General features: G+C 61.1%; 26 protein-coding genes. 16 read left to right on the top strand and 10 right to left on the bottom strand.

Translation table 11 applies throughout. From position 1 onward, the window contains the following. Window positions 1–33: 33 nt before the first annotated feature. From nuoG to nuoN, 8 genes are read left to right on the top strand one after another with little or no spacing between them, the layout of a single operon-like run. A complete protein-coding gene (gene nuoG, locus IDM28_RS08390; RefSeq protein WP_181089390.1) occupies window positions 34–2748 on the top strand; it encodes an NADH-quinone oxidoreductase subunit NuoG in 2715 nt (904 codons plus the stop codon). After that, window positions 2745–3752, top strand: a complete 1008-nt coding sequence (gene nuoH / locus IDM28_RS08385) for an NADH-quinone oxidoreductase subunit NuoH (RefSeq protein WP_101318381.1) — start codon at window positions 2745–2747, stop codon at window positions 3750–3752. Before nuoG ends, nuoH begins: the two co-directional genes overlap by 4 nt. Window positions 3753–3763: 11 nt before the next feature. Next, on the top strand, window positions 3764–4312 hold the full coding sequence (gene nuoI / locus IDM28_RS08380; RefSeq protein ID WP_101318379.1) for an NADH-quinone oxidoreductase subunit NuoI: 549 nt from the start codon (window positions 3764–3766) through the stop codon (window positions 4310–4312). 10 nt (window positions 4313–4322) lie between these two features. Continuing rightward, a complete protein-coding gene (gene nuoJ / locus IDM28_RS08375) occupies window positions 4323–4823 on the top strand; it encodes an NADH-quinone oxidoreductase subunit J (protein ID WP_101318377.1) in 501 nt (166 codons plus the stop codon). A gap of 3 nt (window positions 4824–4826) precedes the next feature. After that, on the top strand, window positions 4827–5135 hold the full coding sequence (nuoK, locus tag IDM28_RS08370) for an NADH-quinone oxidoreductase subunit NuoK (RefSeq protein ID WP_103436825.1): 309 nt from the start codon (window positions 4827–4829) through the stop codon (window positions 5133–5135). Continuing rightward, on the top strand, window positions 5132–6985 hold the full coding sequence (gene nuoL, locus IDM28_RS08365) for an NADH-quinone oxidoreductase subunit L (protein ID WP_101318373.1): 1854 nt from the start codon (window positions 5132–5134) through the stop codon (window positions 6983–6985). Before nuoK ends, nuoL begins: the two co-directional genes overlap by 4 nt. 49 nt (window positions 6986–7034) lie before the next feature. Continuing rightward, window positions 7035–8567, top strand: coding sequence for an NADH-quinone oxidoreductase subunit M (gene nuoM / locus IDM28_RS08360; protein WP_101318371.1), 1533 nt, complete (start codon window positions 7035–7037; stop codon window positions 8565–8567). Between the two features lie 7 nt (window positions 8568–8574). Continuing rightward, on the top strand, window positions 8575–10044 hold the full coding sequence (gene nuoN, locus IDM28_RS08355) for an NADH-quinone oxidoreductase subunit NuoN (protein ID WP_101318369.1): 1470 nt from the start codon (window positions 8575–8577) through the stop codon (window positions 10042–10044). Window positions 10045–10111: 67 nt separating this feature from the next. Here nuoN and IDM28_RS08350 read toward each other — a convergent pair whose 3' ends face one another. Next, window positions 10112–10405: an ogr/Delta-like zinc finger family protein gene (locus IDM28_RS08350; protein WP_224785544.1), complete on the bottom strand. Its 294-nt coding sequence runs from the start codon at window positions 10403–10405 to the stop codon at window positions 10112–10114. 245 nt (window positions 10406–10650) lie between these two features. Between IDM28_RS08350 and IDM28_RS08345 the strand changes: the two genes are divergently transcribed. Continuing rightward, window positions 10651–11037, top strand: a complete 387-nt coding sequence (locus IDM28_RS08345) for a helix-turn-helix domain-containing protein (protein ID WP_150571304.1) — start codon at window positions 10651–10653, stop codon at window positions 11035–11037. A 3-nt stretch (window positions 11038–11040) separates the two neighbouring features. Here the strand turns inward: IDM28_RS08345 and IDM28_RS08340 are convergent, their stop codons facing one another. The 3 genes from IDM28_RS08340 to IDM28_RS08330 are packed head-to-tail and all read right to left on the bottom strand — an operon-like array spanning window position 11041 to window position 12022. Beyond that, window positions 11041–11415, bottom strand: coding sequence for a hypothetical protein (locus IDM28_RS08340; RefSeq protein ID WP_224785543.1), 375 nt, complete (start codon window positions 11413–11415; stop codon window positions 11041–11043). Continuing rightward, window positions 11408–11761, bottom strand: coding sequence for a head completion/stabilization protein (locus tag IDM28_RS08335; protein ID WP_188035698.1), 354 nt, complete (start codon window positions 11759–11761; stop codon window positions 11408–11410). The genes IDM28_RS08340 and IDM28_RS08335 overlap by 8 nt, the downstream gene beginning before the upstream one ends. Before the next feature lie 15 nt (window positions 11762–11776). Then, window positions 11777–12022: a helix-turn-helix domain-containing protein gene (locus tag IDM28_RS08330; protein ID WP_101318363.1), complete on the bottom strand. Its 246-nt coding sequence runs from the start codon at window positions 12020–12022 to the stop codon at window positions 11777–11779. A 226-nt stretch (window positions 12023–12248) separates the two neighbouring features. Here IDM28_RS08330 and IDM28_RS08325 point away from each other — a divergent pair, with 226 nt between their 5' ends. Continuing rightward, window positions 12249–14309, top strand: a complete 2061-nt coding sequence (locus tag IDM28_RS08325; RefSeq protein ID WP_188035697.1) for a TonB-dependent receptor family protein — start codon at window positions 12249–12251, stop codon at window positions 14307–14309. A gap of 7 nt (window positions 14310–14316) precedes the next feature. On the opposite strand, the gene IDM28_RS08320 is transcribed toward IDM28_RS08325, so the two are convergent. Further along, a complete protein-coding gene (locus IDM28_RS08320; protein WP_150571306.1) occupies window positions 14317–15378 on the bottom strand; it encodes an AI-2E family transporter in 1062 nt (353 codons plus the stop codon). Window positions 15379–15508: 130 nt separating this feature from the next. On the opposite strand from IDM28_RS08320, the gene yegQ reads away from it, so the two are divergent. The 4 genes from yegQ to IDM28_RS08300 all read left to right on the top strand — a co-directional run bounded on the left by yegQ (window position 15509) and on the right by IDM28_RS08300 (window position 18947). Continuing rightward, the gene (yegQ, locus tag IDM28_RS08315) at window positions 15509–16843 is read left to right on the top strand and encodes a tRNA 5-hydroxyuridine modification protein YegQ (RefSeq protein WP_188035696.1); all 1335 of its coding nucleotides are present in this window, start codon (window positions 15509–15511) and stop codon (window positions 16841–16843) included. Window positions 16844–16995: 152 nt separating this feature from the next. Beyond that, complete coding sequence (locus IDM28_RS08310) at window positions 16996–17424, top strand: DUF411 domain-containing protein (protein WP_150572838.1); 429 nt, start codon at window positions 16996–16998, stop codon at window positions 17422–17424. Between the two features lie 10 nt (window positions 17425–17434). Next, complete coding sequence (locus tag IDM28_RS08305; protein WP_188035695.1) at window positions 17435–17872, top strand: YqaA family protein; 438 nt, start codon at window positions 17435–17437, stop codon at window positions 17870–17872. Window positions 17873–17948: 76 nt separating this feature from the next. Beyond that, window positions 17949–18947 (top strand): alpha/beta fold hydrolase, encoded by a 999-nt coding sequence (locus IDM28_RS08300; RefSeq protein WP_150571310.1) that lies wholly within the window; start codon window positions 17949–17951, stop codon window positions 18945–18947. A gap of 19 nt (window positions 18948–18966) precedes the next feature. On the opposite strand, the gene zapE is transcribed toward IDM28_RS08300, so the two are convergent. The 4 genes from zapE to IDM28_RS08280 all read right to left on the bottom strand — a co-directional run bounded on the left by zapE (window position 18967) and on the right by IDM28_RS08280 (window position 22016). Beyond that, window positions 18967–20073 (bottom strand): cell division protein ZapE, encoded by a 1107-nt coding sequence (zapE, locus tag IDM28_RS08295; RefSeq protein WP_188035694.1) that lies wholly within the window; start codon window positions 20071–20073, stop codon window positions 18967–18969. Window positions 20074–20119: 46 nt separating this feature from the next. Next, window positions 20120–21271 carry a PQQ-dependent sugar dehydrogenase gene (locus IDM28_RS08290; protein WP_150571312.1) on the bottom strand — a complete coding sequence of 384 codons (1152 nt, stop codon included), beginning with the start codon at window positions 21269–21271 and terminating at the stop codon, window positions 20120–20122. A gap of 22 nt (window positions 21272–21293) precedes the next feature. Continuing rightward, the gene (locus IDM28_RS08285; RefSeq protein ID WP_188035693.1) at window positions 21294–21608 is read right to left on the bottom strand and encodes a hypothetical protein; all 315 of its coding nucleotides are present in this window, start codon (window positions 21606–21608) and stop codon (window positions 21294–21296) included. Between the two features lie 144 nt (window positions 21609–21752). Continuing rightward, on the bottom strand, window positions 21753–22016 hold the full coding sequence (locus IDM28_RS08280; protein ID WP_101318342.1) for a hypothetical protein: 264 nt from the start codon (window positions 22014–22016) through the stop codon (window positions 21753–21755). A 131-nt stretch (window positions 22017–22147) separates the two neighbouring features. Here IDM28_RS08280 and IDM28_RS08275 point away from each other — a divergent pair, with 131 nt between their 5' ends. Then, entirely contained in the window at window positions 22148–22465 is a 318-nt protein-coding gene (locus tag IDM28_RS08275) for a YqjD family protein (RefSeq protein ID WP_101318340.1), read from the top strand. Between the two features lie 30 nt (window positions 22466–22495). Here IDM28_RS08275 and IDM28_RS08270 read toward each other — a convergent pair whose 3' ends face one another. Then, entirely contained in the window at window positions 22496–23113 is a 618-nt protein-coding gene (locus tag IDM28_RS08270) for a tRNA-(ms[2]io[6]A)-hydroxylase (RefSeq protein WP_101318338.1), read from the bottom strand. 151 nt (window positions 23114–23264) lie between these two features. Between IDM28_RS08270 and IDM28_RS08265 the strand changes: the two genes are divergently transcribed. Continuing rightward, window positions 23265–24128, top strand: a complete 864-nt coding sequence (locus IDM28_RS08265) for a universal stress protein (protein WP_188035692.1) — start codon at window positions 23265–23267, stop codon at window positions 24126–24128. The last annotated feature ends 137 nt before the right edge of the window (window positions 24129–24265 follow it).

The raw sequence follows: 24265 nt of genomic DNA, 5'->3' as shown, positions 1-24265 counted from the left end.
CCGCTTACGCGGGCCAACGAAGAACTTTGAACCATGGCCACTATCCACGTAGACGGCAAAGCGCTCGAAGTCAACGGTGCAGACAACCTCTTACAGGCCTGTCTGTCGCTCGGCCTCGACATCCCTTATTTCTGCTGGCACCCGGCGCTTGGTAGCGTCGGTGCCTGCCGCCAGTGTGCGGTCAAGCAGTACACCGACGAAAACGACACCCGCGGTCGTATCGTCATGTCCTGCATGACTCCTGCCAGCGATGGCACCTGGATTTCCATCGAAGACGACGAGTCGAAGGCGTTTCGCGCCAGCGTCGTCGAATGGCTGATGACCAACCACCCGCACGACTGCCCGGTCTGCGAAGAAGGCGGTCACTGCCACCTGCAAGACATGACGGTAATGACCGGCCACAACGAGCGCCGTTACCGCTTCACCAAGCGCACCCACCAGAACCAGGACCTCGGCCCGTTCGTCGCACACGAGATGAACCGCTGCATCGCCTGCTACCGCTGCGTGCGCTTCTACAAGGACTACGCCGGCGGCACCGACCTAGGTGTTTACGGCGCCCATGACAACGTCTACTTCGGTCGCGTTGAAGATGGCGTGCTCGAGAGCGAGTTCTCCGGCAACCTCACCGAGGTCTGCCCGACCGGTGTGTTCACCGACAAGACCCACTCCGAGCGTTACAACCGTAAGTGGGACATGCAGTTTGCCCCAAGCATCTGCCATGGCTGCTCAAGCGGTTGCAACATCAGCCCGGGTGAGCGCTACGGCGAACTGCGTCGTATCGAAAACCGCTTCAACGGTTCGGTCAACCAGTACTTCCTGTGCGACCGTGGCCGCTTCGGTTACGGCTACGTCAACCGCAAGGACCGTCCGCGCCAGCCGCTGCTGGCCGATGGCAACAAACTGAGCGTCGATGCTGCGCTGGACAAGGCTGCCGACCTGCTGCGCGGCCGCACCATCGTTGGTATCGGTTCGCCACGGGCCAGCCTTGAAAGCAACTACGGCCTGCGCGAGCTGGTCGGTGCCGAGTACTTCTACTCCGGCATGGAAGCTGCCGAGCTCAAGCGCGTGCGCCTGGTGCTGGACGTGCTCAACAACAGCCCGCTGCCGGTGCCGACCCTGCGCGACATCGAAGACCACGATGCGGTGTTCGTACTCGGTGAAGACCTGACCCAAACCGCAGCGCGCGTCGCCCTGTCGGTTCGCCAGGCCACCAAAGGCAAGGCCGAGGCCATGGCCGACGCGATGCGCGTACAGCCGTGGCTCGACGCCGCAGTGAAAAACATCGGTCAGCACGCGCTGTACCCGCTGTTTATCGCAAGCCTTGCTGAAACCAAGCTCGATGACGTCGCTGAAGAGTGCGTGCACGCCGCCCCCGCCGACCTGGCGCGCCTGGGCTTCGCTGTCGCCCACGCAATCGATCCAAGTGCTCCAGCGGTAATCGGTCTGGACGACGAGGCCAAGGCCCTGGCCCAGCGTATCGCCGATGCCTTGGTCGCTGCCCAGCGTCCGCTGGTGGTGTCGGGTGTTTCCCTGGCCGAACCTGCATTGATCGAAGCCGCCGCCAACATCGCCAAAGCGCTCAAGCTGCGCGAGAAGAATGGTTCGCTGAGCCTGGTGGTGCCTGAGGCCAACAGCCTCGGCCTGGCCATGCTCGGTGGTGATTCGGTGGACGCTGCGCTGGATGCGGTCATCAGCGGCAAGGCTGACGCTATTGTCGTGGTCGAAAACGATCTGTACGCCCGTGTTCCGGCGGCCAAGGTCGACGCTGCTCTGGCTGCGGCCAAGGTGGTCATCGTTGCCGACCACTCCAAGACTGCCACCAGCGAGCGCGCTCACCTGGTCCTGCCGGCGGCATCGTTTGCCGAAGGCGACGGTACTCTGGTCAGCCAGGAAGGCCGCGCCCAGCGCTTCTTCCAGGTGTTCGATCCGACCTACATGGACAGCAGCATCCAGATCCACGAAGGCTGGCGCTGGATGCACGCCCTGCGCGCGACCCTGCTCAACAAGCCGGTCGACTGGACTCAGTTGGACCACGTCACCAGCGCCTGCGCTGCCGCCACGCCGCAACTGGCCGCGATCGTCAACGCCGCGCCTAGTGCTGCGTTCCGCATCAAGGGCCTGAAGCTTGCCCGTGAGCCGCTGCGCTACTCCGGCCGTACGGCCATGCGCGCCAACATCAGCGTGCACGAGCCGCGTACTCCGCAAGACAAGGACACCGCGTTCGCCTTCTCCATGGAAGGCTACTCGGGTTCGGTCGAACCGCGCCAACAAGTGCCGTTCGCCTGGTCGCCGGGCTGGAACTCGCCGCAAGCCTGGAACAAGTTTCAGGATGAGGTCGGTGGCCATCTGCGTGCAGGTGACCCAGGCGTGCGCCTGATCGAGTCGCAGGGTGACCGTCTGAACTGGTTCAGCGCGATCCCGGCAGCGTTCAGCCCGGCCCGTGGTACCTGGACAGCGGTGCCGTTGTTCCACCTGTTCGGCAGCGAAGAAACCTCCTCGCGCGCTGCACCGGTGCAAGAGCGCATCCAGCCAGCCTATGTGGCCTTGGCCAAGTCCGAAGCAGACCGCCTCGGCGTCAACGAAGGCACGCTGCTCAGCCTGACCGTCGCTGGCGTCTCGCTGCGCCTGCCGCTGCGTATCAATGAACAGCTGGGCGCAGGCCTGGTCGCGTTGCCGAAAGGCCTGGCCGGGATACCACCGGCCATCTTCGGTGCATCCGTCGAAGGCCTGCAGGAGGCAGCACAATGACCTGGTTCACCCCCGAAGTGATCGACGCGATCATCGCCGTGGTCAAGGCCGTTGTGGTCTTGCTCGCGGTAGTGGTCTGCGGCGCGCTGCTCAGCTTTGTCGAGCGGCGCCTGCTGGGCTGGTGGCAGGACCGTTACGGTCCGAACCGGGTTGGCCCGTTCGGCATGTTCCAGATCGCAGCCGACATGCTGAAGATGTTCTTCAAGGAAGACTGGAACCCGCCGTTCGTTGATCGGGTGATCTTCACCCTGGCACCAGTAGTGGCCATGAGCGCACTGCTGATTGCCTTCTCGATCATCCCGATCACCCCAAGCTGGGGTGTTGCCGACCTGAACATCGGCCTGCTGTTCTTCTTCGCCATGGCCGGTTTATCGGTCTATGCGGTGTTGTTCGCAGGCTGGTCGTCGAACAACAAGTACGCCCTGCTCGGTGCCCTGCGGGCCTCGGCGCAGACCGTGTCGTACGAAGTGTTCCTGGGCCTGGCGCTGATGGGCGTGGTCGTGCAGGTTGGCTCGTTCAACATGCGCGACATCGTCGAATATCAAGCGCAGAACCTGTGGTTCATCATTCCGCAGTTCTTTGGCTTCTGCACCTTCTTCATCGCTGGCGTGGCCGTGACTCACCGTCACCCCTTCGACCAGCCAGAAGCCGAGCAGGAACTGGCCGACGGTTACCACATTGAATATGCCGGCATGAAGTGGGGCATGTTCTTCGTCGGTGAGTACATCGGCATCATCCTCATCTCGGCGCTGCTGGTAACGCTGTTCTTCGGTGGCTGGCATGGCCCGTTCGGCATCCTGCCGCAGGTGCCGTTCCTCTGGTTCGCCCTGAAGACCGCGTTCTTCATCATGCTGTTCATCCTGCTCCGTGCGTCGATCCCGCGTCCGCGCTACGACCAAGTGATGGATTTCAGCTGGAAGTTCTGCCTGCCGCTGACCCTGATCAATTTGCTGGTGACCGCTGCGATCGTGCTTTACAACACGCCAGCCGTCGCGGCCCAGTGAGGATTTGACCCATGTTCAAGTATATCGGCGACATCGTTAAGGGCACCGGCACGCAGCTGCGCAGCCTGGCCATGGTGTTCTCCCACGGGTTCCGCAAGCGCGACACCCTGCAATACCCAGAAGAAGCTGTGTACCTGCCGCCGCGCTATCGCGGCCGCATCGTCCTCACCCGCGACCCCGATGGTGAGGAGCGTTGCGTAGCCTGCAACCTCTGCGCGGTGGCCTGCCCGGTCGGCTGCATTTCGTTGCAGAAGGCCGAGACCGAGGACGGTCGCTGGTACCCGGAGTTCTTCCGCATCAACTTCTCGCGCTGCATCTTCTGCGGCCTGTGCGAAGAAGCCTGCCCGACCACCGCAATCCAGCTGACTCCGGATTTCGAAATGGCCGAGTTCAAGCGTCAGGACCTGGTGTACGAGAAAGAAGATCTGCTGATCTCCGGCCCCGGCAAATACCCTGACTACAACTTCTACCGTGTTGCGGGCATGGCAATCGCTGGCAAGCCGAAAGGCGCTGCACAGAACGAAGCCGAGCCGATCAACGTGAAGAGCTTGCTCCCATAAGGACAGAAAGATGGAATTCGCTTTCTACTTTGCATCCGGGATTGCCGTGGTTTCCACCCTGCGGGTGGTTACCGGCACCAACCCCGTACACGCCCTGCTCTACCTGATCATTTCGCTGATTTCCGTGGCGATGATCTTCTTCTCGCTGGGTGCACCGTTTGCCGGTGCCCTGGAAGTGATCGCCTACGCCGGCGCCATCATGGTGCTGTTCGTGTTCGTGGTGATGATGCTCAACCTGGGCCCGGCTTCGGTCGCCCAGGAGCGCGGCTGGCTGACCCCAGGGATCTGGGCCGGGCCGGTGCTGCTGGGCGCTTTGCTGCTGGCTGAATTGCTCTATGTGCTGTTCGTTGCGCCAAGCGGCGCGGGCATCAGCGGCACCACCGTGGACGCCAAGACCGTCGGCATCAGCCTGTTCGGTCCGTATCTGCTGGTGGTCGAACTGGCTTCGATGCTGCTGCTTGCTGCGGCCGTCACCGCCTTCCATTTGGGCCGCAACGAGGCGAAGGAGTAAATCATGGGTGCTATCCCGATGGAACACGGCCTGGCAGTCGCCGGCATTCTGTTCTGCCTTGGTCTGGTTGGCCTGATGGTCCGCCGCAACATTCTCTTCGTGCTCATGAGCCTGGAAGTCATGATGAACGCTTGTGCGCTGGCGTTTATCGTCGCCGGCGCGCGTTGGGTACAACCCGACGGCCAGGTCATGTTCATTCTGGTGATCAGCCTGGCAGCCGCCGAGGCCAGCATTGGCCTGGCGATCCTGCTGCAGCTGTATCGCCGCTTCCACACTCTCGACATCGATGCTGCCAGTGAGATGCGCGGATGAACCTTCTCTTCCTGACTTTCGTCTTCCCGTTGCTGGGCTTCCTGCTGCTGTCGTTCTCGCGCGGGCGGTTCTCGGAGAACCTCTCGGCGCTGATCGGCGTTGGCTCGATCGGCCTTTCGGCTGCTGTCTCGGCCTATGTCATCTGGCAATTCAACGTTGCCCCGCCTGAGGGCGGCGCCTACAGCCAACTGCTCTGGCAGTGGATGTCGGTGGATGGCTTTGCGCCGAGCTTCACCCTCTACCTGGACGGCCTGTCGGTGACCATGCTTGGCGTGGTCACCGGTGTCGGCTTCCTGATCCACCTGTTCGCCTCCTGGTACATGCGTGGCGAAGCCGGCTACTCGCGCTTCTTCTCGTACACCAACCTGTTCATCGCCAGCATGCTGTTCCTGATCCTGGGCGATAACCTGCTGTTCATCTACTTCGGCTGGGAAGGCGTGGGCCTGTGCTCGTACCTGTTGATCGGTTTCTACTACAGCAACCGCAACAACGGTAACGCCGCCCTCAAGGCCTTTGTCGTGACCCGTATCGGCGACGTGTTCATGGCCATCGGCATGTTCATTCTGTTCGCCCAGCTGGGTACCTTGAATGTGCAGGAACTGCTGGTGCTGGCACCGCAGAAGTTCCAGGCTGGTGATACCTGGATGGTACTGGCAACGCTGATGTTGCTCGGCGGTGCGGTTGGTAAATCGGCGCAGCTGCCGTTGCAGACCTGGTTGGCTGACGCCATGGCTGGCCCGACGCCGGTTTCGGCACTGATCCACGCCGCGACCATGGTCACGGCTGGCGTCTACCTGATCGCGCGTACCCACGGCTTGTTCGCCCTGGCGCCGGATATCCTCCACCTGGTCGGTATCGTTGGCGGTGTGACCCTGGTACTGGCCGGTTTTGCCGCGCTGGTGCAGACCGACATCAAGCGCATCCTCGCCTACTCGACCATGAGCCAGATCGGCTACATGTTCCTGGCCCTGGGCGTTGGTGCCTGGGAAGGCGCGATCTTCCACCTGATGACCCACGCCTTCTTCAAGGCGCTGCTGTTCCTTGCCTCCGGTGCGGTGATCGTTGCCTGCCACCACGAGCAGAACATCTTCAAGATGGGCGGTCTGTGGAAGAAACTGCCACTGGCCTACGCCAGCTTCGTGGTCGGTGGTGCGGCGCTGGCTGCCCTGCCGATCCTGACCGCAGGCTTCTACTCCAAGGACGAGATCCTCTGGGAAGCGTTCGCCAGCGGCAACAGCGGCCTGCTCTACGCTGGCCTGCTCGGCGCGTTCATGACCTCGCTGTACACCTTCCGCCTGATCTTCATTGCCTTCCATGGCGAAGCCAAGACCGAAGCTCATGCTGGCCATGGGATTTCCCACTGGCTGCCACTGGGCACGCTGATCGTGCTGTCGACCTTTGTCGGTGCCTGGATCCATCCACCACTGGCGGGTGTGCTGCCGCAGAGCGTCGGCCATGCCGGTGGCGAAGCCAAGCACAGCCTGGAAATCGCCTCGGGCGCCATTGCCATCGCCGGTATCCTGCTGGCGGCCATGCTGTTCCTGGGCAAGCGTCGCCTGGTCACGGCCATCGCCAACAGCGGCATCGGTCGCCTGCTCACGGCCTGGTGGTTCGCCGCCTGGGGCTTTGACTGGATCTACGACAAGCTGTTCGTCAAACCTTACCTGCTGATCTGCCACTTGCTGCGCAAGGACCCGGTAGATCGCGGCATCGGCCTGATTCCTCGGCTGGCACGTGGCGGTCATGTCGCCATGAGTAAGACCGAGACCGGCCAGCTGCGCTGGTACACCGCTTCGATCGCCGTAGGTGCAGTACTCGTACTCGGCGCCGTGCTGGTGGCTGCGGTATGACTTTCACACTTGCGAACCTTGCGACTTTGCCAAAGGAAACGAACCCGTCATGATTTTGCCTTGGCTGATCCTGATTCCCTTCATCGGCGGCTTCCTGTGCTGGCTGGGTGAGCGCTTCGGCTCTACCCTGCCGCGCTGGATTGCACTGCTGACCATGTCCCTGTTGCTCGGTATCGGCCTCTGGCTGTGGGCCAACGGTGACTACACCCTGGCCCCTGCTCCGGGCGCCGAACCTGCCTGGGCCTTCGAATACAAAGTCGAATGGATCAAGCGCTTCGGCATCAGCATCCACCTGGCGCTGGATGGCCTGTCGCTGCTGATGATCCTGCTCACCGGCCTGCTCGGTGTGCTTTCGGTGCTGTGCTCGTGGAAAGAGATCCAGCGCCACGTCGGCTTCTTCCACCTCAACCTGATGTGGATTCTGGGCGGCGTGGTCGGTGTGTTCCTGGCACTGGACCTGTTCCTGTTCTTCTTCTTCTGGGAAATGATGCTGGTGCCGATGTACTTCCTCATCGCGCTCTGGGGTCACAGCTCGGCGGATGGCAAGAAGACCCGGATCTACGCGGCGACCAAGTTCTTCATCTTCACCCAGGCCAGTGGTCTGATCATGCTGGTGGCGATTCTCGCCCTGGTACTGGTCAACTACGGCAACACTGGCGTCATCACCTTCAACTACAGCGACCTGCTCAAGGCCGACCTGCCGGCCGGTACCGAGTACCTGCTGATGCTGGGCTTCTTCATTGCCTTCGCGGTAAAGCTGCCGGTAGTGCCGTTCCACTCGTGGTTGCCTGATGCTCACGCCCAGGCGCCGACTGCCGGTTCCGTCGACCTCGCCGGTATCCTGCTGAAAACCGCTGCCTATGGCCTGCTGCGCTTTGCTCTGCCGCTGTTCCCGAACGCGTCGGCCGAGTTTGCCCCGATCGCCATGACCCTGGGCTTGATCGGTATCTTCTACGGGGCCTTCCTGGCCTTCGCGCAGACCGACATCAAGCGCTTGATCGCCTTCTCCAGCGTCTCGCACATGGGCTTCGTGCTGATCGGCATCTACTCCGGCAGCCAGCAAGCCCTGCAAGGCGCGGTGATCCAGATGCTGGCACACGGTGTTTCGGCTGCCGCGCTGTTCATCCTCAGCGGCCAGTTGTACGAGCGCCTGCATACCCGTGACATGCGTGAAATGGGCGGTCTGTGGCACCGTATCGCCTACTTGCCGGCCATCAGCCTGTTCTTTGCAGCTGCTTCGCTGGGCTTGCCGGGCACCGGCAACTTCGTCGGCGAGTTCCTGATCCTGATCGGCAGCTTCGCCCACGTGCCGTGGTTCACCGTGATTGCCACCACTGGCCTGGTGTTCGGTTCGGTCTACTCGCTAATCATGATCCACCGCGCCTACTTCGGCCCAAGCAAGTCCGAGACTGTGCTTGCTGGCATGGACGGCCGCGAGCTGATCATGGTGCTGGGCCTGGCCGTGTTGCTGATCGTGCTCGGCGTCTACCCGCAGCCGTTCCTCGACACCTCTGCCGCCACCATGAGTGGCGTGCAGCAGTGGCTCGGTTCCGCATTCACTCAACTCGCTTCGGCACGGTAAGAGCGCTATGGAATTCACCACTCAACACTTCATTGCATTGGCGCCGATGCTGATCACCACCCTCACCACGGTTGTGGTGATGCTGGCGATCGCCTGGAAGCGCAACCACTCGCAGACCTTCCTGCTGTCGACCATCGGTCTCAACGCTGCACTGCTGTCGATCCTGCCAGCACTGAAAGTCGCGCCGCTGGCGATCACCCCGTTGATCACCATCGACAAGTTCGCCTGCCTGTACATGGCGATCATGCTGGTCGCTACGCTGGCCTGCGTAACCCTGGCCCATGCTTATCTGGGCGAAGGTTCCAAAGGCTACCCGGGTAACCGCGAAGAGCTCTACCTGCTGCTGCTCATGTCGGCACTGGGCGGCCTGGTACTGGTCAGCGCCAACCACCTGGCGGGGCTGTTCATCGGTCTGGAGCTGCTTTCGGTGCCGGTCTACGGGCTGGTGGCGTACGCGTTCTTCAACAAGCGATCGCTGGAAGCCGGTATCAAGTACATGGTGCTGTCGGCTGCAGGTTCGGCGTTCCTGCTGTTCGGTATGGCGCTGCTGTATGCCGATGCAGGCACCCTAAGCTTCGACGGTATCGCCAAGGCGCTGGCCAGCACCAACATGCCAAGCCTGCTGGCTCAGATGGGCCTGGGCATGATGCTGGTCGGTCTGGCCTTCAAGCTGTCGCTGGTACCGTTCCACCTGTGGACCCCGGACGTCTACGAAGGCGCCCCGGCGCCGGTCGCAGCGTTCCTGGCCACCGCCAGCAAGGTTGCCGTGTTCGCGGTGCTGATGCGTCTGTACATGATCTCGCCTGCTGCCAGCAGCGGTGTACTGAGCACCGTGCTGGCGGTAATCGCCGTAGCTTCGATCCTGATCGGTAACCTGTTGGCGCTGACCCAGAGCAACCTCAAGCGTCTGCTCGGTTACTCGTCCATCGCCCACTTCGGCTACCTGTTGATCGCCTTGATCGCCAGCAAAGGCCTGGCCATGGAAGCCATGGGTGTTTACCTGGTCACCTATGTGATCACCAGCCTTGGCGCGTTTGGCGTGATCACGCTGATGTCGTCGCCATACGCCGGCCGTGACGCCGACGCCCTGTACGAGTACCGCGGCCTGTTCTGGCGTCGTCCGTACCTGACTGCGGTGATGACCGTGATGATGCTTTCGCTGGCGGGTATACCGCTGACCGCAGGCTTCATCGGCAAGTTCTACATCATCGCCACTGGCGTCGAGTCGCAACTGTGGTGGTTGGTCGGTGCACTGGTGATTGGTAGCGCCATCGGCGTTTACTACTACCTGCGCGTCATGGTCACCCTGTACCTGGTCGAGCCGAACCTGCGTCGCCACGACGCGCCGCTGAAGTGGGAGCAGCAGACCGGTGGCGTGATGCTGCTGGCAATTGCCCTGCTCGCCTTTGTCCTCGGTGTATACCCGCAGCCGCTGCTGGAGATGGTCCAGCAGGCCGGCCTGCAACTGATCGGCTGATCATCCGGCAAGATAAAACACCCCGCATCTGCGGGGTGTTTTTTTATGGGCAACAGGCTCACTTCGATCAGATCGACGTACGCGCGCCCTGCCTGGGTTCAGGCTCGGGTTTCCTTGGCGGGTCAGGGTTACGAGCAGCGTGGCGCAGCTCGCGGTTGGCGCTGGGCAACTGGACATCCGGATTGGGCATGCCACTGGGCGACAGTTCGTGGGTCATTTCGAACTCGGCACGCACAGACCAGCCACAGGCTTCATTGATGCACTGCAGGTAAGCGACCCTGAGAAACACATGCCGCCCTTCGCTGGTGCGGATGCGCATCCGGCTGCTGCAATGCGGGCACACCAGTTTGTAACTACTCACCGCGCCCTCCTCCAATCAGGTGGGTCTGTCGTAGGGAACAACGTGTCGGCAGCAAGAACACCTGAAAACCGGCAGTCTGTAAGTCGCTCCGACAACAGCTGGGCAAGTTGTTCCCGCGCGCTATCAGAATATTCATCACTATCATAATTACGTACCATGCGGTGCGGGTAAGGATCCATCCAGATTATTCATATTGAGTACATCCGTGCCATCGATCTTATCAGAACTTATCAGGGATATTCATAATGAGTAATACCTCTCTAGTTTCGGTGTTGCACCGGTTAAAGGAGTTAACCGGCACCAGCAGTGATTCCGCACTTGCAAAAGAGCTGGGCGTCAGTCCGCAGACCCTGAGCAGCTGGAAGGTGCGCGAGAGCATTCCCTACGCGTTTTGCATAGAAGCTGCCAACCGCCACAGCGTGTCACTGGACTGGTTGCTGCTTGGCATTGGCAGCCCGGCACGGACAGCCCAGGCAGGGCCAGCAAACGCGGCGCAAGAGCTGCTTGATCTGGTGCAGGGGCTGGCGCCTGCCGACCTGCAAGCCTTGCGTATTCAAATCGTGGACCGACTGCGCCTGCAGGAACTGGAGCGGCGCCTCGAGCAACTGAGCGCCGCTGTGCATTCGGCCTGACAATCACGATCCACGGCGCCAGCGCTGGACGATTTCCTTGAGATCAGCGTTCTCCAGCCAGAGCATCACCTTGACACTGATCGGAATCACGACCACCGCAGCGACAAAAGCCGCAACGCCTGTGGAGACGAAAGGCACCAGTGACAACAGCAGGGGCATGAATAGGTAGCCCACGCCCGCTGACAGCAACAGGGTAAGCAGGCGTTGTTGCAGGCTCAACTTGCGCCTCGTCCTTATCGTCACCCAGGCCTTGCCCTTCGACGAACTAACTAGCCAGGCGCCGAGTATCGCGCCAGCCAGGGCCTGGCCGTCGAAATTGGCCAGGTCACCCTCAATCTGCGCCCAATTACGCAGCATTTCCTGGGCAAGCTCATTCATGGGCAGCTCCCTTCAAGGCTGACCGGCCACCCAAGGCGCGCAACGTACAGTGCTCGACCAGACGCTGATAGCAGCTGCACAGGCGGCGACCGTGCACATGTCGGCAAAGGTCGGTGAGTTGCGTGTAGCCCAGTGCACGTAAACGCCGGCGCCAGCTGGCGAACTCTCCTGCGGCGATCGCCAAGGCCTGTTGACCGGCAAGTTGCAGATGGGTATCGCTGATGTACGCGGGTATCGCCAAGCGTTGGCGCAAACTCGACAGCTCGATGCGCGGCCAGAACCGGTCGTGGCGTGCCAGATAGTACAAAGGCGGGGCTGGGTCAGGCGATTGAAGCTCGGCGTCCATGGTCGTGCCTCCTCATTATTCTTGCAGCATGCCGTAGCGGATGGCCTTGATCACCGCCATTACCCGAGTGGTCACGGCGAACTTGCTGAGAATGTTGCCGACATGAAAATTTACGGTGACCTCCTTGCAGCCAATGATCTGGCCGATTTCCCATGAGGTCTTGCCATAGGCGCACCACAACAGTACTTCCCGCTCGCGCGGCGTCAGGTAAATGGGCGGGTTATTGCCCGGAGCATCAATCGGTGGGGTGACGGCGTTCATGGCTGGTTCTCCGCAGATTCGAATACGGCCCTCAGAGCAGAGGGGTAAGACACCACCTTACGAACTCGCGGATCGATCGCTCCAGTACCGGCAGTTGTAAAGCGATCGCCTACAACAACGTTCTAACTTCATACACTTGCCCGCTTAAGAATCGGACGTGCTTCGAGCGACATCTCGTACGTCTGACCTCCTTTGCCCTGTAAGCCCCTGCCATTGGAGTCGTTCGATGCGTTGTGTTCCACCCTCTCGCGCCTTAGGCCTGCTGATCAGTACGGCCAGCTGCCCGGTGCTGGCCAGCGCTCCCGTAGAACTGGATCAACTGCTGATCAATGATCAGCCGCAAAGCCAGTTGGAGGCGGCCGACGAGCGCCTGCGTCACGTCCCGGGCGCTACCAATCTGGTAGACATGCAGCAGGTGGCACAAGGGCGGTTGGCCAGCAACCAGGACGTACTTGCCTATCAACCGGGTGTGTTTGCCCAGTCGGCGGGTAATGAGGGCATCAAACTGTCGATCCGCGGCTCGGGTATCAACCGTGCGCCGGGTGCGCACGGCTCAGGGGTCTACACGATGTTCGACGGTTTGCCGCTGACTGGCCCCGGCGGCACGCCTTACGAGCTGCTCGAGCCGCTGTGGCTGAGCCGCGCAGAGGTGCTGCGGGGCGCTAACGGTTTTGATCAGGGCGCGCTCACGCTCGGTGGCGCGATCAACTACGTGACCCACACCGGTTACGATGCAGATCGCCTGCAGGTGCGCTATGAGGCCGGCAGCCGCGGCTACGCCCATCGCCAGATCAGTTCCGGCCAGGTACTGGGCAAGCTCGACTACTACGTGGCCCTGACCGACTCGGAATACGACGGTTACCAGGAGCACAGCAGTGGCAGCGCCAAGGGCTTTGCTGCCAACGTAGGCTATCGCTTCAACCCGAATCTGGAAACGCGCTTCTACCTGCGCTACCGGGAAACCGAGAACGAACTGGCCGGGCGCCTGACCAAGGAGCAGATCAAGCACGACCCACGGGCCGCCAACGCCGCCTACCTGGCCCGTGACGACAGCCGCCCGCAGCCGGGCAGCACCTGGGTGGCCAACAAGACTACCTTCTACCTTGAGGACGATGCCCGCGTTGAAGCTGGGTTGGTCTACCACGATTTCCCGATGGACCTGCGCGAAGGGCCAATGCGCCTGAAGGTGGCCTACACCGATGTCAGCGGCACCCTGAACTACCTGCGCCGCGACACGTTGCTGGGCCACGAGAGCAAGACCACCGTGGGTTGGCGTACCACCAAGCACCTGCCTAACAGCGGTGCGTCGCAGTTTGCCCGCACCAATGGCGATAATTTCGGCGCCCGCAGCCGCGACTTCAGTTATCAGGGTTCGGATACCGTGTTGCACGTCGGTAATGAACTGGAGCTGATCCCAGACCTGTGGCTGACCACCGGCCTGGCCATGATCTACACCCGCCGTGAGAGCGACGTCAGCTATCCCGCCAGTGGCGGCAAGGTCAGCCAGCACGATTGGGACTACGCCCCGCGGATCGGCCTGCGCTACGACTGGCAGCCGAACTTGCAGCTGTACGGCAACCTCAGCCGTTCGGTCGAACCGCCGCACCCATGGTCGCTGATCTGGAGTTCTACGGTTGCGACCCAGCCAATCAAGATGCAAAACCAGACGGCGACCACGCTCGAGCTTGGCGCGCGAGGCGACTCGGCCGTCGGCCGCTGGGATCTGGCCTGGTATTACGCTCAGGTTCGCCATGAGCTGCTGGCGGTTGAACTCGTACAAGGCTTGCCTGCCAAGGAGTTCAATGCCAGCGCAACGGTCCATGAAGGGGTCGAAGCCAGCCTGGACAGCACCCTCTGGGAACAATCAGGCAGCGGCAAGCTGAGCCTGCGCCAAGCCTATACCTTCAGCGATTTTCACTACCGCGATGACCAGCGCTTTGGCGACAACCGCCTGCCTGGCCTGCCCGTGCACTACTACCAGGCCGAGCTGCGCTATGACTGGCCGAGCGGCTTCCATGTCGGCGTCAATACACAGATGGCGTCCAAGGTGCAGGTCGACTATGCCAACAGCAACCACGCCGATGCCTATGCCCAGTTCGGTGCGCGACTGGGTTGGGACTCACCGCAACAAGACTGGCAAACCTGGCTCGACCTGCGCAACCTGACCAACAAACGTTACAGCGCCAGCGTCACCCCGGGCTATGACGATCAAGGCAGCGACCAACCCCGGGCGACGCCCGGGGAAGGATTCGGCGTGTATGCAGGTGTGTCCTACAGCCTGAAGTAAAACAGATTCAGGGCAACTGCACTTGCGGCTTGGTTTCGGTAAAGATGGTCCAGCTGGAAATGAACAACGCAGCGATCAACGGCCCGATCACGAAGCCGTTGAGGCCGAATACCGCCAGGCCGCCCAGGGTCGATACCAGGATCAGGTAGTCGGGCATGCGCGTGTCGCGCCCGACCAGGATCGGCCGCAACACGTTGTCGACCATACCGATCACCAACACACCAAAGGCCGTCAGCACCACACCCTGCCAGGTTGCCCCGGTCAGAATGAAGTAGGCCGCAACCGGTGCCCAGACGATCCCCGCGCCAACTGCTGGCAGCAACGACAGAAACGCCATCAGCACTGCCCAGATCAACGCACTGGGGATATCCAGAATCCAGAAGATCACCCCGCCCAGCGCACCCTGAGTGATCGCCACCAACAGGTTGCCCTTGACCGTGGCACGCACCACGCGGTTGAACTTCAGTTGCAGGCGGCGCTTTTGATCCTCGGGCAGCGGTACCGCCAGGCGCACTTTGCGCGCCAACTCCGGCCCTTCACGCAAGAAGAAGAACAGGATGTAGAGCATGATGCCGAAGCTGACAAGGAAATCGAACGTGCCTTGGCCAAAGCTGAACGCCTGACTGGCCAGAATCTGGCTGGCTTGCCCGGCCCACTTGCTGATCTTGTCGCGCAAGCCATCGAGGTTACCCATGCCCATCTGGTCAAGGCCGTGCTGCGCGAACGCTGGCAGCATGTTCTTGCCTTGCTCAACGTAACCGGCGATGTCCAATTGGCCGCTCTCGATGCGTTGATACAGCGAGGCGCCCTCCTGTACCAACAGCGCACTGGTGAAGATCACCGGCAAGATGGCGATCAGCAGACAGATCAGCAACGAGACACCGGCGGCGAGGTTGCGCCGGCGGTTGAAACGGATCAACAGGTTGCGCTGCAAAGGGGCAAACAGGATGCCCAGGATCACCGCCCAGAATATCGCGCCGTAATACGGCAGCATGATCCAGACGAAGGCAATGGTGACGGCGGTCAGCAGCACGGCCAGTGCCCTGTTCTGTAGTGCGGTTTGGTTCATGAGTATTCCTCGGGGATTCAGACCTTTAGTGCAGCAGAGATCGGAAAAAGTGCCCTGTGAGGGTTGATCCAGATCAATGCGCCTGAATTGGCCAGCCACTACCATCCGCGCCCTTTGCTCCGGTGCGCCCATGACCTCTCTCGCCAAGCCTGAATTGCTCGCCCCTGCCGGCACGCTGAAAAGCATGCGCTACGCCTTTGCCTACGGCGCCGACGCGGTGTATGCCGGCCAGCCGCGCTACAGCCTGCGGGTGCGCAACAACGAATTCGACCATGCCAACCTGGCCTTGGGCATCAACGAAGCGCACGCTTTGGGCAAGCAGTTCTACGTGGTGATCAACATCGCCCCGCACAACGCCAAGCTGAAGACCTTCCTCAAGGACCTTGCTCCGGTGATCGCGATGGCGCCCGATGCGCTGATCATGTCTGACCCGGGCCTGATCATGCTGGTGCGCGAGCACTTCCCACAGATGCCGGTGCACCTGTCGGTGCAGGCCAACACGGTCAACTGGGCGAGCGTGCGCTTCTGGCAGCAGCTTGGCCTGAGCCGAATCATCCTCTCGCGCGAGTTGTCGCTGGAAGAGATCGAGGAGATCCGCCGGCAGGTACCCGCTATGCAGCTGGAGGTGTTTGTCCACGGCGCCCTGTGCATGGCCTACTCAGGGCGCTGCCTGCTGTCGGGCTACCTGAACAAGCGCGACGCCAATCAGGGCAGCTGCACCAATGCCTGCCGCTGGAAGTATCAGGCCACTGCAGCGGTGGAGAACGTCAGCGGCGACATCGTCCATGAAGTGCAACCGACTCTTGGCCTGGGCGCCCCGACCGAGCAGGTGTTCCTGCTTGAAGAGGCCAATCGGCCCGGTGAAGCGCTGCCGGCGTTCGAGGACGAACACGGCACATACATCATGAACGCCAAGGACCTGCGCGCCGTACAACACGTCGAGCGGCTGACGCGCATGGGTGTGCATTCGCTGAAAATCGAAGGCCGGACCAAATCGCATTTCTACTGCGCTCGCGCGGTGCAGTCCTACCGCCAGGCCATCGACGATGCCCTGCAGGGGCGGCCGTTTGATCGCAGCCTGATGGACAACCTTGAATCGCTGGCCCAGCGTGGCTACACCGAAGGCTTCCTGCGCCGCCATGTGCACGATGAATACCAGAACTACCAGCGCGGCAATTCGGTGTCCGAGCGACAGCAGTTCGTCGGTGAGCTGACCGGTGTGCGGGTCGAGGGCCTGGCCGAGGTCAAGGTCAAGAACCGTTTTGCCCTTGGCGATCAGCTGGAGCTGATGACACCCCGCGGCAACTACCATTTCGAACTGAGCCGCCTGCACGATCGGCAGCAGCGCGAGATCGAGGTAGCGCCTGGCGACGGCCACGTGGTGTATCTGCCTATCCCTGAGCAGGTGCCACTTGAGTACGCGTTGCTGATGCGTGATCTGGACGGTGCTGCGCCTGCCGGCTGACAGCGCTGTAATGACTGCGTCAGCTTGCTGTCAGGTGAGTTGCGCCATGCTGGCCGCTTTTGGCCTGCCTGCAGCAGGCTGACGCCGGTTGCGTTAAGCTGCCGCCGAGCCTGCCGCCTGCAGGCGGCCGCCCCTTGCCGAGGAATTTGACCATGCTACGAACTCGCCTGATTGCTCTGGGCCTGCTGGCCTTCACTAGCCTTGCTCAGGCTGCCGAGACCATCGACGTTTACCGTGACCCCAACTGTGGCTGCTGCAAGCAGTGGATCAGCCACCTGCGCGATAACGGTTTTACCGTCAATGACCACGTCGAGCCGAACATGAGCGCCGTGAAACAACGCCTCGGCGTAGCGCCGCGGCTGGCCTCCTGTCATACCGGCGTTATCGATGGCAAGTTCGTCGAGGGCCATGTGCCGGCCGAACAGGTGCGCCTGCTCGCCAAACGCAACGACCTCAAGGGCGTGGCAGTACCCGGCATGCCGATGGGTTCGCCGGGGATGGAGATGGGCGATCACAAAGATTCATACCAGGTGATCGGCGTGACCCATGAGGGTAACGACGAGGTGGTGGCCAGCTACTGAGCCGCGGCCGATGATGAGCCTTGTGGCGTTGTTCCTCAGCGCCTTCGGCGCCGCCACTCTGCTGCCGTTGCAGTCCGAAGCGGTGCTGGTCGGGTTGCTGCTGCGCGAGCAGCATGCCTGGTTGACCCTGCTGCTGGTCGCGACCCTGGGCAATGTGCTGGGCTCGGTGGTCAACTGGCTGCTCGGCCGGGCGGTGGAACGGCTCCGTGAGCACCGCTGGTTCCCGTTCAGTGGCGCCCAACTGGAGCGTGCCCAGCAACGCTACCAACGCTGGGGCCAGTGGTCGCTGTTGCTTAGCTGGATGCCGGTGGTCGGCGATCCTCTGACGCTGATTGCCGGCATCATGCGCGAGCCATTCTGGCGTTTTCTGCTGCTGGTGACAGTCGCCAAGTGTGGGCGTTACCTGGTGGTAGTGCTGATTACCCTGGGCTGGGTTAACGGCCAGTAACACCTTTGCCGCTTGTTGCGCGTGTCGGGCTGCTACAGTCGCTTTTTTCCTACATGGTCCTACACGGAGTGCCCCCATGCTGCGCGCAACCGCCCTGGCCCTCGCCTGCCTAATCGGCAGCCCGGCGTTCGCTGCCGAGTCACCCACCTATGGGCAGCAACTCGAAGGCTTCGACTACCCCTACCCGCTCCAGCATTACGACTTCACCTCGCAAGACCAGGCCTTGCAAATGGGCTATATGGATGTCCCTGCCCAAGGCAAGGCCAACGGTCACAGCGTGGTGCTGATGCACGGCAAGAACTTCTGTGGCGCAACCTGGGAAAGCAGCATCGACGCCCTCAGCAAAGCCGGCTACCGGGTTATCGTGCCGGACCAAATCGGCTTCTGCACGTCGAGCAAGCCTGCCTATTACCAATACAGCTTCCAGCAGCTGGCGAGCAACACTCACGCCCTGCTCGAGCAGTTGGGGGTCGAGCAGGCGATCATTCTCGGCCACTCCACTGGCGGCATGCTTGCCACCCGCTATGCGCTGATGTACCCGCAGCAGGTCGAGCGCCTGGCGATGGTCAATCCAATCGGCCTGGAAGACTGGAAAGCCCTAGGCGTGCCTTACCGAACGGTTGATCAGTGGTATCAACGTGAGCTCAAGCTGGACGCCGAGGGCGTGCGCAACTACGAGCGCAAGACCTACTACGCCGGCCGCTGGAAGCCCGAATACGAGCGCTGGGTGCAGATGCTGGTTGGCTTGAATCAGGGTCCTGGGCATGAGCGCGTGGCATGGAACTCGGCGTTGATCTACGACATGATCTTTACCCAGCCGGTTTATCACGAGTTCCAGAACCTGAAGATGCCGACCTTGCTGCTGATCGGCGATCAGGACACTACCGCGATTGGCAGCGATATTGCCCCGGCTGAGGTCAAGGCGAAGCTGGGCAACTACAAGGCGCTGGGACCGCAGGCGGCCAAGCTGATCCCGCAGGGCGAGTTGATCGTCTTTGAGGGGATGGGCCACGCGCCGCAAATCGAAGAACCGCGGCGCTTCCACAAGACCTTGATCGACTGGCTGCAGAAATGAACCAGCTCTGAGCCGACCGTTAGCCGAAGCGTTGCAACTGCATTTCCCGTAACCGGCTCAAGGTGCGCTGATACGGGAATGCCAGGTAGCCCTTTGTGTAGAGCGCATCCAACGGCACTTCGGCCTCAAGGTAGAGGGCAACGCGGCGGTCATAGCACTCGTCGACCAAAGCGATGAAGCGGCGCACGCTATCGTCTTTGGCTGACAACGTCGGCAGCTGGCGATCGCCGGCTGCTACTCGCTCGGCAGCATCTTCGGTGCCCCGTGCAATGCGCCCGGCGCGCTGCTCGCCGCCTAGCGCAGGGATAGCATCGATGAGGATCGCCGGAAACCGGTCACACAAGGCCATGAACTCGATGGCCGACAACGGTTGCTCGCACAGATCGCTGAAGTGACACCAGATGGCCTGGTCACTGAGGCGCACCACGCGGATTTGTCGCGAACCTAATTGCAGCGGCTCGGCACAACCAGCGTCGCCGGCACTCAATTGCTCGAAAAGCGTGCCGAAGGTACTGGTCGCATTGTCTGCTACACACCAGTAACGCTGACGCGCGAGGCCTGGGTGCAGCCGGTGATCCTGTTCGCCGACGACCGGCAGAATCTGCATATGCCGCTGCATTGCCTCAATGGCGGGCAGGAAGCGGTCACGATTGAAGCCGTCCAGGTACAGCTCAGTCGGCGGTTGATTGGAGGTGGCGACGATCACCACACCGTGCTCGAACAGCTCGCTGAACAACCGGCCAAGGATGATCGCGTCGCCGATGTCGTTGACGAACAGCTCATCGAAGCACAGCACACGAATTTGCCCGGCCAGCTCACTGGCCAATGCTCGCAGCGGATCAGCGGTGCCGTTGAGCTGGAACAGCCGTTGATGCACCCAGGCCATGAAGTGATGAAAGTGCTGGCGCCTTGCAGGTACTTGCAGGCAGCGATGGAACTGGTCCATCAGCCAGGTCTTGCCGCGACCGACCGGCCCCCATAGGTAGACGCCCGGGCCGGCCTGGTCAGTCTGCAAGGATTCGAAACACCGCTGAAGGGCGGCTACGGCATTGGCCTGCGCAGGATCGGCAACGAAGCCGTCCTGCTGCAAAGCCTGCTGATAGAGCGTTTGCGGATCGATAGCCATGTGCCAGTGAGCGTTTGGGAAAACGCCATGGTACCTGTTATCGCGATTACTGGTCGTTGCTCAAGCCAACTTTCAGCAGCGCGCCGTCTTTGGCGTCGGTCAATACATACAGGTAGCCGTCAGGCCCTACGCGTACATCACGAATTCGCGCCTTCAGTTCGCCCAGCAGCCGCTCTTCGTGCACCACCTTATCGCCCTTGAGCTGCAGGCGGATCAGCTCTTGAGTGGCCAGTGCACCGATGAACAGGTTGTGGTCCCAGGCCTTGAACGTAGGACGGTCGTAGAACGCCATGCCGCTGATGCCTGGTGACTTCTCCCACACATGATGGGGATCGACCATGCCGTCAACGTGCTTGCCCTTGGCCTCTGGAATCGGCAACAGCGAGTAGTTGATGCCATGGGTAGCAATCGGCCAACCGTAGTTCTTGCCAGCCTGGGGAATGTTGATCTCGTCACCACCGCGCGGCCCGTGCTCATTGGTCCAGAGCTCGCCGCTCCACGGATTGAGCGCTGCGCCCTGCTGATTGCGATGGCCAAACGACCAGATCTCGGGGCGAACGTCTGATTTGCCAACGAAGGGATTGTCTTTGGGTACTTCACCATCGGGGAGGATGCGCACGACCTTGCCTTGGAGCTTGTCCAGGTCCTGCGCGGTGGCGCGTTGGTTGTTCTCGCCCAGTGCGATGAACAAATAGCCGTCACGGTCGAACACCAGCCGCGAGCCGAAATGGTTGCCTTCAGACAGTTTCGGCATCTGCCGGAATATCACGGTGAAATTGTCGAGACGCGCGCGGTCGGCCGAGAGCTGGCCGCGGCCAACCGCAGTACCGGCCTTGTCATCGTCGCCTTCTTCGGCGAACGACAGGTAGACCGTGCGGTCCTTGTCGAAGTCTGGCGACAGCACTACATCGAGCAGGCCGCCCTGCCCTTGCGCCCAGACCTTGGGGACGCCGCTCAGGGGTGGCCCGACCTTGCCTTCAGCGGTCACCAGACGCAGGTTGCCAGGGCGTTCGGTGACCAGCATGTCCTTACCGCCTGGAAGAAACGCCAGGCCCCAAGGATTACGCAGGCCATTGGCTACTGTGCTGACGGTGATCTCACCCTCTTCACTGGGAAATTGCTGCTCGGAGGCGGCGTGGGCAAATACGGGCAGCAACGCTGCAACGGTCAAGCTGGTCAACCAGGATCGTGGAGTCATGCGGGGTTCCTTGCAGAAAAGCTCACGGCGCGCGTTGGCTGTCACGCGGCGGGCGACTGGGTTCGAGGCGTGGGGTCTGTTGTTGGCGGCGCAAGTTGTCACCGTTGCCGATACCGCGATTGTCCAGCGTCGGTGGACGTGGCATGGGCTGGGTAGAGGGCCCGCGCACGGGTGGGGTATCAGGCGCACTGCCCTGCCGGCTATTGGGGTTGGCGCGCTGAATCGGGCTGTTGTAGGGGTTATTGTTGGCCGCCTGCGCACTGGTATCAGCGAATGCGGCGCTGCCAGGTAACGCCAGCAACAAACCAAGGCCAAGGACTGGCCAGACAGATTTCATGTGCCACCTCCAAAAACGAAAAAGCCACGCTCAGGCGTTGGATAGCCTAGGGCGTGGCAGGTTCGTATTAAAAGTGCGAATTCGTGTGCAGATGCTTCCTGACGTGTCTAGCGGCTGAGGGCCGCCAACGACAGCAGCACCTGCTCAGCGATTGGCGTTGGCGGCGGCCATCATTTTATTGACCTCGCTACGGACCATGATCGCAAAATCCTGAGGCGTCATCGCATCTAGCTCGGCGCGGACCCACTCGGCCCATTTGCCCTTGCGACGAGACTTCTCGGAAATCAAGCGACCGGCTTCAGCCTTGACCTTGCCAAGGTTGCTCTGCCAATACTCGAACAGTCGCGCTTTCTCCGCTTCGATCTGCGCCCGTTCTTCAAAGCTTCTGTTGGCCAGATTGAAACTCATGAAAATCTACCCTGCTGCATGAAATTTGCCGGCTATCTTACACTGATGCGGCAATCGGCCGGAACGTCTGCGCAACTTTCCCGCCGCGCAGGTATCCATTGTTCTAACCATCACCAAACGAGGAGCTGTTCATGGCCCGGAAAACCACCCAAATCGATACCGATCAGATCAAGGACCAGGTCTTCAGCGAGCTGCAGTCGTTGATTGAAGAGTCCGAGCGTCTGCTCGAGCAAAGTGCATCGCTGATTGGCGAAGAGGCCGATACCCTGCGCGCCCAGATTAGCCAGAAGCTGAGCCAGGCTCGTCAGGCTGCCACCTCGGTACGCGACCGTGCGCAGCCGGTGGTCGAAGCCACTCAAGATTATATCGGTGGCCACCCGTGGCAGACCGTTGCTGTGTCTGCAGGCTTCGGTCTGGTAGTCGGCTTGCTGCTGGGCCGTCGTTCGTAATACGGGCGAGATCGCTGGCTCAGCCGCTGATCAAGCGGCCAGAGCCAGCGGTATACCACTGTGAAAGCGCAATTCCTGATCTGTTGAACAGATCAACTCTGCTTCAGCCTCGCGCACCTTCTCCACTACGCGCGCGATGTCGGCCTGATCGCCATACTGATTGGCAAGCTTCAGATAGCCGAGAAAATGCCGCGCTTCGCTGTTCAGCAAGCCGTGGTAGAACGTCCCCAACTCTTCATCCAGGTGCGGTACAAGTGCGGCAAAGCGCTCGCAGCTGCGCGCTTCGATAAAAGCACCCACCACCAGGGTATCGACCAACTTGACCGGCTCGTGGGAGCGAACCAGCTTGCGCAAGCTGGACGCATAGCGCCCTGCCGGGACCGGCCGCAGCGGTACGCCCCGACGTTTCATCAGGCGCAGTACCTGCTCGTGGTGAACCAGTTCCTCACGTGCAAGGCGCGACATCATGTTGATCAGGTCGAGGTGCGCGTTGTACTTGGCAATCAAGCTCAAAGCTGTGCTGGCAGCCTTGAATTCACAGTTTTTGTGATCGATCAGCAGCGTCTCCTGATCGGCCAGTGCTGCTTCGATCCAGGCATCAGGGGTGCGACAACCGAGAAAGGCTTCGACTTCGGGAATCAGGGACATAATTTCACGGCAACTGAACAGCGGCAGGGTCGGCGATTATACCGAGGGCAGCGGCGATCGCCAGCGACTATGCTTGATATACGTCAAACGGCAACCGTGAGCGCGCCGTCTATAGTCAGGCATCGGCCACCCATTCTAGGAGTCCATGCTCATGCAACAGGTCAGAAGCATTCTGGTTGTACTCGATCCAGACCACGCCCACAGCCGGGCGCTGACCCGGGCCAAGCTGATTGCCGGGGTGACGGGCGCCCGTATGCATCTGCTGATGTACGACAAAAAGCACGACCATCAGGCACTGCTGAGCGTATTGGCGGGCCAACTGCAGGAAGACGGTTACGACAATATTAGCTTTGAGCAAAGCAGGCACGATGTTGTACATGAGGCCATCATCCAGGCCCAGCAAGCCGAGGGTTGCGACCTGGTAATCAAGGAGCATCGTCCGGATAACCCCCTGAAGAAAGCATTACTCACCCCTAGCGACTGGAAGCTACTGCGTCAGTGCCCTTGCGCGGTACTGATGGTCAAGAGCGAGCAACCCTGGACCGGTGGGGTGATTCTGGCAGCAGTCGACGTGGGCAATCATGATGAGGAACACCGCCTATTGCATGCGAGCATTATCGATCACGGTTTTGGCATCGCCAGCCTGGCCAAGGGCGAACTGCACGTGATCAGTGCCCACCCCTCCCCCATGCTCTCCGCAGCTGATCCGGTGTACCAGAACCGGGACAGTATCGAACAACGCTATCGCGAGGCGTGCAGCGCGTTTCAAGCTGAGTTCGATATCACTGATGATCGCCTACACATTGCTGAAGGGCCGGCAGATGTGCTGATTCCTTACACCGAGGATAAATACAAAGCCGTGGTAACGGTGATCGGCACCGTTGCCCGTACGGGTATCTCCGGCGCGTTGATCGGCAACACTGCTGAAGTGGTGCTGGATAAGCTTGAAGGTGATGTATTGGTACTGAAGACTGAGCAGGTGATTGCGCATCTTGCTGAGTTGGCTCGGGGCTGAAGCTGCCTTGATTGGGGCCGCTATGCAGCCTCAAATTCCCAGATCCGGAAAAGACAAAACCCCTACCTGCTTGCGCAGATAGGGGTTTTGCGAAATGAATCTTGACGATGACCTACTCTCACATGGGGAGACCCCAC

Origin of the sequence: Pseudomonas sp. EZ-C24, from assembly GCF_014525325.1 — a bacterium.
GTDB classification, from domain to species: domain Bacteria; phylum Pseudomonadota; class Gammaproteobacteria; order Pseudomonadales; family Pseudomonadaceae; genus Aquipseudomonas; species Aquipseudomonas shirazensis.
The sequence above is the reverse complement of the archived record's forward strand: the minus strand, read 5'-3'. Positions and strand labels throughout refer to the sequence as shown.